Source organism: Companilactobacillus hulinensis (assembly GCF_003946555.1).
GTDB classification, from domain to species: Bacteria; Bacillota; Bacilli; order Lactobacillales; family Lactobacillaceae; genus Companilactobacillus; species Companilactobacillus hulinensis.
This window is the reverse complement of record NZ_RHOO01000040.1, coordinates 1-6,579: the sequence shown is the minus strand read 5'-3', so window position 1 is coordinate 6,579 and position 6,579 is coordinate 1. Positions and strand designations below refer to the sequence as shown.

5 protein-coding genes and 1 pseudogene are annotated in these 6,579 nt (G+C 36.9%); 4 read left to right on the top strand and 2 right to left on the bottom strand.

Features of this window, described 5'->3' with window-relative positions:
* The first annotated feature begins 269 nt into the window (after positions 1–269).
* From EKM66_RS12315 to tet(M), 4 genes and pseudogenes are all read left to right on the top strand, one after another.
* Positions 270–1,283, top strand: coding sequence for a glycoside hydrolase family 25 domain-containing protein (locus EKM66_RS12315; protein WP_011117013.1), 1,014 nt, complete (start codon positions 270–272; stop codon positions 1,281–1,283).
* 28 nt (positions 1,284–1,311) lie between these two features.
* Positions 1,312–2,160 carry a conjugal transfer protein gene (locus tag EKM66_RS12310; protein WP_004256734.1) on the top strand — a complete coding sequence of 283 codons (849 nt, stop codon included), beginning with the start codon at positions 1,312–1,314 and terminating at the stop codon, positions 2,158–2,160.
* Positions 2,161–2,473: 313 nt separating this feature from the next.
* Positions 2,474–2,521 (top strand): annotated as a pseudogene (locus EKM66_RS12940) (hypothetical protein); the annotation flags it as partial.
* Between the two features lie 15 nt (positions 2,522–2,536).
* Positions 2,537–4,456, top strand: a complete 1,920-nt coding sequence (tet(M), locus tag EKM66_RS12295; RefSeq protein WP_125765011.1) for a tetracycline resistance ribosomal protection protein Tet(M) — start codon at positions 2,537–2,539, stop codon at positions 4,454–4,456.
* A gap of 230 nt (positions 4,457–4,686) precedes the next feature.
* Here tet(M) and EKM66_RS12285 read toward each other — a convergent pair whose 3' ends face one another.
* Positions 4,687–5,205, bottom strand: a complete 519-nt coding sequence (locus EKM66_RS12285; protein ID WP_001748066.1) for a helix-turn-helix domain-containing protein — start codon at positions 5,203–5,205, stop codon at positions 4,687–4,689.
* Positions 5,198–6,127 (bottom strand): replication initiation protein, encoded by a 930-nt coding sequence (locus EKM66_RS12280; RefSeq protein ID WP_036686805.1) that lies wholly within the window; start codon positions 6,125–6,127, stop codon positions 5,198–5,200. The genes EKM66_RS12285 and EKM66_RS12280 overlap by 8 nt, the downstream gene beginning before the upstream one ends.
* Between the last annotated feature and the right edge of the window lie 452 nt (positions 6,128–6,579).

The following is a 6,579-nucleotide window of genomic DNA, read 5'->3' as shown; positions in this document are numbered from 1 at the left end:
AGTATAACCGCATAAATGCTTTATTTCACTAAATGGTTACGAGGGGGAGCAGAGCGGACCCTCAGATCGTTTTTTGTTCGAAAATAATCCGACAAAAATTTGTTTTCTTGTTTTTCTGTGCTAAAATTAAGCCGTCTACTCGAACGTGTGTTCGAATATTGAGCAAATAATTTTTAAGGAGGTTGAATCAGAAACTGCTTACTCATTTGATAGCTTGTTCGTTGTAGGCGCTTATGGTTGCTAAACAACACAGAAAGGACGATTTATGTATGGATGAAATGGTAAAAGAAACACAAGTCTGGCTCAACAAAACTTACGGTAAAGTTTCTGGCTTTGGTAAAGTACCCGAGGACGGTAATACTGGTTGGAACACAGTTTATGGGTTAACTAGAGCCCTGCAACACGAATTAGGTATCACAGATCTAGTTGATAATTTTGGCCCTTCAACTGCCGCTAAATGGGATACTCAATTTGCTAATAAAGTTAAAACTGGCTTTAAGCACAATGTTGTTAAAATAATCCAAGGTGGCTTTTGGTGTAAGGGTATCAACCCTGAAGACTTTACCGGAGAATTTACTACTAACACGGCTGCTGCTGTCGTTGAATTAAAAAAAGACGCCGGTATCAAAGACACCAGCGCCAATGTAAACTCGGATATTATGAAAGCCTTGTTGACAATGAGCGCGTTTGTTTTAGTTCCTGGTGGGGACGCTAAAATCCGTTCAATGCAACAACAGCTTAATCATGATTATCAAGCTTACACTGGTATTTTACCATGTGATGGAATTTATCAAAGGGATACGAACACTGCTTTGATTTATGCTTTGCAGTCAGTGGAAGGTATGGATACTGGAACTGCTAATGGTTATTATGGTCCTGGTACGATCAATAAAACACCAACTGTTAATTCTGGCGCAACTGGGGCAATCGTTAAAATTATTCAATATGGTCTTTACGTTAATGGTTTCTATTCAGGCGCCTTCAATGGCCAATTTACACAAAATGTTGCCGACGGTATAGTTTCCTTTAGAAAATTCATGAAGTTGCCTCCTTATACTTCAACTGCTGACCTAACTGTGATCAAAGGCTTATTAACTAGTAATGGTAACACTAACCGATCTTCAGATGGTGTCGACATGGCTACTCAAATCACATCAGCTGCTACGGCTAAATCACTGAAAGCAGCTGGCTATAACATTATCGGCCGTTATTTGACAGGAAGCGTCGGGACTGGTGCTGATAAACGAGCGAAAAGAAAAGAAGGAGAAACCAAAGAAATCTAAAAAACCGAGCAAGCAAAGAAAAGTTCCGATGATTAAAGTTGGCACGCATAAGAAATTAACCTTTGTTTTATGGGTTTTATTGATTGGTAGTGTCGGATTTGGAATCTATAAAAATTTTACTGCCATTGACACTCATACTGTCCGTGAAACAGAAATCATTAAACAGCAGATTGTCGATACCAACCAAGTAGAAAGTTTTGTGAAATCCTTTGCGAAAGACTACTTTTCGTGGCAACAATCCCAAGAAGCCATTGATAAACGAAATGAGAAATTGACCCATTATTTGACGGAAGAATTGCAGGTATTAAATGAAGAAATGATTCGTAAGGATATTCCTACTAGTTCTAGTGTGAACGATATACAGGTGTGGCAGGTTTCTCAAGTGAATGAGAACACCTTTGAGGTACTGTTTTCTGTTGAACAAGTTATTACCGAAGACAAAGACAAGGAAACTATATCGTCTAGCTTTCATGTGGTTGTCCATATAGATGAATCAGATAATATGGTTATTATCAAAAATCCGACAATGAGTAAGAAACCTCAAAAATCGGACTACCAACCCAAACAGCTAGAAAGTGACCATACAGTAGATACAGAAACGATGGACGAAATCATTAGCTTTTTAGAAACGTTCTTCCAGCTCTATCCTACCGCCACAGAAAAAGAATTGACTTACTATGTAAGTAATCATGTGTTACCTATGATTAACAAGGAATATGTTTTCGAGGAATTGGTGAATCCTATCTTTACCAGAAAAGATAACCAAGTAATCGTGAATGTCGCTGTGAAATATTTAGATCAAGAAACAAAGGCAACCCAAATCTCGCAATTTGAGTTGATATTAGAAAAACAAGATAATTGGAAGATTGTAAAATAACAAATATTGGTACATGATTACAGATACTTTGTAATCATGTACTCTTTTTGATAAAAAATTGGAGATTCCTTTACAAATATGCTCTTACGTGCTATTATTTAAGTGACTATTTAAAAGGAGTTAATAAATATGCGGCAAGGTATTCTTAAATAAACTGTCAATTTGATAGCGGGAACAAATAATTAGATGTCCTTTTTTAGGAGGGCTTAGTTTTTTGTACCCAGTTTAAGAATACCTTTATCATGTGATTCTAAAGTATCCAGAGAATATCTGTATGCTTTGTATACCTATGGTTATGCATAAAAATCCCAGTGATAAAAGTATTTATCACTGGGATTTTTATGCCCTTTTGGGTTTTTGAATGGAGGAAAATCACATGAAAATTATTAATATTGGAGTTTTAGCTCATGTTGATGCAGGAAAAACTACCTTAACAGAAAGCTTATTATATAACAGTGGAGCGATTACAGAATTAGGAAGCGTGGACAAAGGTACAACGAGGACGGATAATACGCTTTTAGAACGTCAGAGAGGAATTACAATTCAGACAGGAATAACCTCTTTTCAGTGGGAAAATACGAAGGTGAACATCATAGACACGCCAGGACATATGGATTTCTTAGCAGAAGTATATCGTTCATTATCAGTTTTAGATGGGGCAATTCTACTGATTTCTGCAAAAGATGGCGTACAAGCACAAACTCGTATATTATTTCATGCACTTAGGAAAATGGGGATTCCCACAATCTTTTTTATCAATAAGATTGACCAAAATGGAATTGATTTATCAACGGTTTATCAGGATATTAAAGAGAAACTTTCTGCCGAAATTGTAATCAAACAGAAGGTAGAACTGTATCCTAATATGTGTGTGACGAACTTTACCGAATCTGAACAATGGGATACGGTAATAGAGGGAAACGATGACCTTTTAGAGAAATATATGTCCGGTAAATCATTAGAAGCATTGGAACTCGAACAAGAGGAAAGCATAAGATTTCATAATTGTTCCCTGTTCCCTGTTTATCACGGAAGTGCAAAAAACAATATAGGGATTGATAACCTTATAGAAGTGATTACGAATAAATTTTATTCATCAACACATCGAGGTCCGTCTGAACTTTGCGGAAATGTTTTCAAAATTGAATATACAAAAAAAAGACAACGTCTTGCATATATACGCCTTTATAGTGGAGTACTACATTTACGAGATTCGGTTAGAGTATCAGAAAAAGAAAAAATAAAAGTTACAGAAATGTATACTTCAATAAATGGTGAATTATGTAAGATTGATAGAGCTTATTCTGGAGAAATTGTTATTTTGCAAAATGAGTTTTTGAAGTTAAATAGTGTTCTTGGAGATACAAAACTATTGCCACAGAGAAAAAAGATTGAAAATCCGCACCCTCTACTACAAATAACTGTTGAACCGAGTAAACCTGAACAGAGAGAAATGTTGCTTGATGCCCTTTTGGAAATCTCAGATAGTGATCCGCTTCTACGATATTACGTGGATTCTACGACACATGAAATTATACTTTCTTTCTTAGGGAAAGTACAAATGGAAGTGATTAGTGCACTGTTGCAAGAAAAGTATCATGTGGAGATAGAACTAAAAGAGCCTACAGTCATTTATATGGAGAGACCGTTAAAAAATGCAGAATATACCATTCACATCGAAGTGCCGCCAAATCCTTTCTGGGCTTCCATTGGTTTATCTGTATCACCGCTTCCGTTGGGAAGTGGAATGCAGTATGAGAGCTCGGTTTCTCTTGGATACTTAAATCAATCATTTCAAAATGCAGTTATGGAAGGGATACGCTATGGTTGCGAACAAGGATTATATGGTTGGAATGTGACGGATTGTAAAATCTGTTTTAAGTATGGCTTATACTATAGCCCTGTTAGTACCCCAGCAGATTTTCGGATGCTTGCTCCTATTGTATTGGAACAAGTCTTAAAAAAAGCTGGAACAGAATTGTTAGAGCCATATCTTAGTTTTAAAATTTATGCGCCACAGGAATATCTTTCACGAGCATACAACGATGCTCCTAAATATTGTGCGAACATCGTAGACACTCAATTGAAAAATAATGAGGTCATTCTTAGTGGAGAAATCCCTGCTCGGTGTATTCAAGAATATCGTAGTGATTTAACTTTCTTTACAAATGGACGTAGTGTTTGTTTAACAGAGTTAAAAGGGTACCATGTTACTACCGGTGAACCTGTTTGCCAGCCCCGTCGTCCAAATAGTCGGATAGATAAAGTACGATATATGTTCAATAAAATAACTTAGTGTATTTTATGTTGTTATATAAATATGGTTTCTTATTAAATAAGATGAAATATTCTTTAATATGGTAGATTGTAAAATTAATCCGAACGCTGTTCGGATTAATTTTACAATCTACCCACCAGAATAATCTGTGGGACAGTCCCAGCCCTCACCCTTTAGCTTGGCAGCTACAGATTGTTCAAATTTATCTTCCGCTATTTAACTAGTCTTCTTTTCTTTTTTAGTTGTAACTATTTACCAAAACGCCACCACTTTTTAGGTTTAGGTTGTGACTCCGGGGTGCTATTTTCAGGTTCCGGTTGTTTGTCTGACGTCACTTCTTTTTCACTATTATCATGCGGTGCCATCGTTAAGGCTTTCAAGTCCTTAATTTCTGCCTTGTATTCTTCGAGCAGTTGTTTGTCCTGTAAGGCCAATCTTTGTTGCTGATCTAGTAACTTATGTAACTCTTTCTTTTCAGATTGAAATTCTGATACTAAATTTCGAAGGAATTTCACTTCATCTTGTCCATCAACCGCATCTTTTTTGTTGTCGTCAACATCATCTTTTTGTTGACGGTATCTTGTTGATGAATCGTTTGAGAACATTGCTTTAATAGCTTTTTGCCCATCAACATCAACGTAAACAGTATTGCCTTTTGTTGATGTAAATTGACGTAAATCGATTGACGCATCTCTTTTTATCTTTTGCCATATAGCCTGCTTTGAAACGCCCAATTCATCAGCAAGTTCTCTAATAGTTTTAGGCATGATTTCCAAACCCCTTTCGGAGTTCAGCGAGTGCTTCTTTTCTTGCTTGATCTCTTATTTTTTTATCATGTTCGGCTTGTTTGACAGCCAATGCTTGCTTTTCAGTAGAGCCTAAAGTTAACCCCTTAACTTTATCAATGGCACGCCATTTTTCCTGTTCTGTTAATTCGCCATTATGCTGAATATTAAAGAGTTTTTGACGTTCATCTTGAAATTGACCTTGTGAGAAGTCGTTAGCGTCTTTCTTTTCGGGTTTCCAGGTAAACGAATAGCCAATAACAGGTTTTCCTCGCCCTTTACCGTATTTCTTTCGGACAGTTAGCCCACGAAATAGGGGGGTAAGTTCTTCTTTGATTGGTTTTATCACTTTTTTGTTAATGTCGCCTTGCCGATAAGTTTTTGGAATATCAAGTAACTCATCAAAATCTGCTTTGGAAAAGTAAGCGTACCCAGTAGTTCTAAATTGTTTTAGTAACCGAAACATTGTTTTTGCGTAACTACTTTTTAAATCTCTAAACTCTGCCAACGCATAACGAACCCAACTTTCTAAATCGTTTAGTAAGTGTAAGGCTTTAGGATAAACCCGGATATCAACGTAAGGTATTTCAGCTTCGCCTTTAATTTCAAATTCGGTAAACATAACAAAAAATTCTCGATTTAAGCCACTTTTACTTCGTCTACCAAAATGTAATCCCATCATTTTTTCATAAGTTCTCTGAATGTCATCTTCAAAACGGTTATTTGCAGTAGGTTTATAAGCACTTAACTCTTTTAATTGATCAAAAGTAAAACGAACGGTCTGATCTCCCTTATCACGCATACGAGAAATAATCGAAAAAAATAAATTCATTTCAACTGGAGTAAATTTTCGAAGTGGAATGGTATTTAACTCTGGATCATATTTAACTAGTTCGTTGCTCAAAAAACCACCTCCTAAATCAGAGGCTACCATATCAAGGCCGGAACCTCAAGACGGGACCCCTATAAACAGACAATTGGACCCCCATAAACAGACAATTGGACCCCTATAAACAGACAATTGGACCCCCATAAACAGACAATTGGACCCCCAAACATTTGTGAAACGCTTGGTAGAGTAACGTGGAACATGCCCTTAAAAGAGGTTTAAAAGAGGTTTATAAAAGAGGTATATAAGAGGCACTACTGTACGAGATACAAACCTAAAACAAAAAAACACAAAGGAGTGAGCCAAAAAACGGCTCACATTAAACTCCAGTCGCTATGCTCCTTGCGCCTCACTCTGTTCGTTGCCTAAAAGGTGTGGCAAGCCACATTAATTCGGGCGCTGACGCCCCGAACCCCGTCCAAGCTGAGCCAGCTTGACCGCTTTTTCACTCGCCGTTAGGCAGGAAA

What these genes read in the sequence shown, in the direction of transcription:
- EKM66_RS12315 (WP_011117013.1), top strand. Translation starts at nt 270, where the DNA reads ATGGATGAAATGGTAAAAGAAACACAAGTCTGGCTCAACAAAACTTAC.
- EKM66_RS12310 (WP_004256734.1), top strand. Translation starts at nt 1,312, where the DNA reads ATGATTAAAGTTGGCACGCATAAGAAATTAACCTTTGTTTTATGGGTT.
- EKM66_RS12285 (WP_001748066.1), bottom strand. Translation starts at nt 5,205, where the DNA reads ATGCCTAAAACTATTAGAGAACTTGCTGATGAATTGGGCGTTTCAAAG.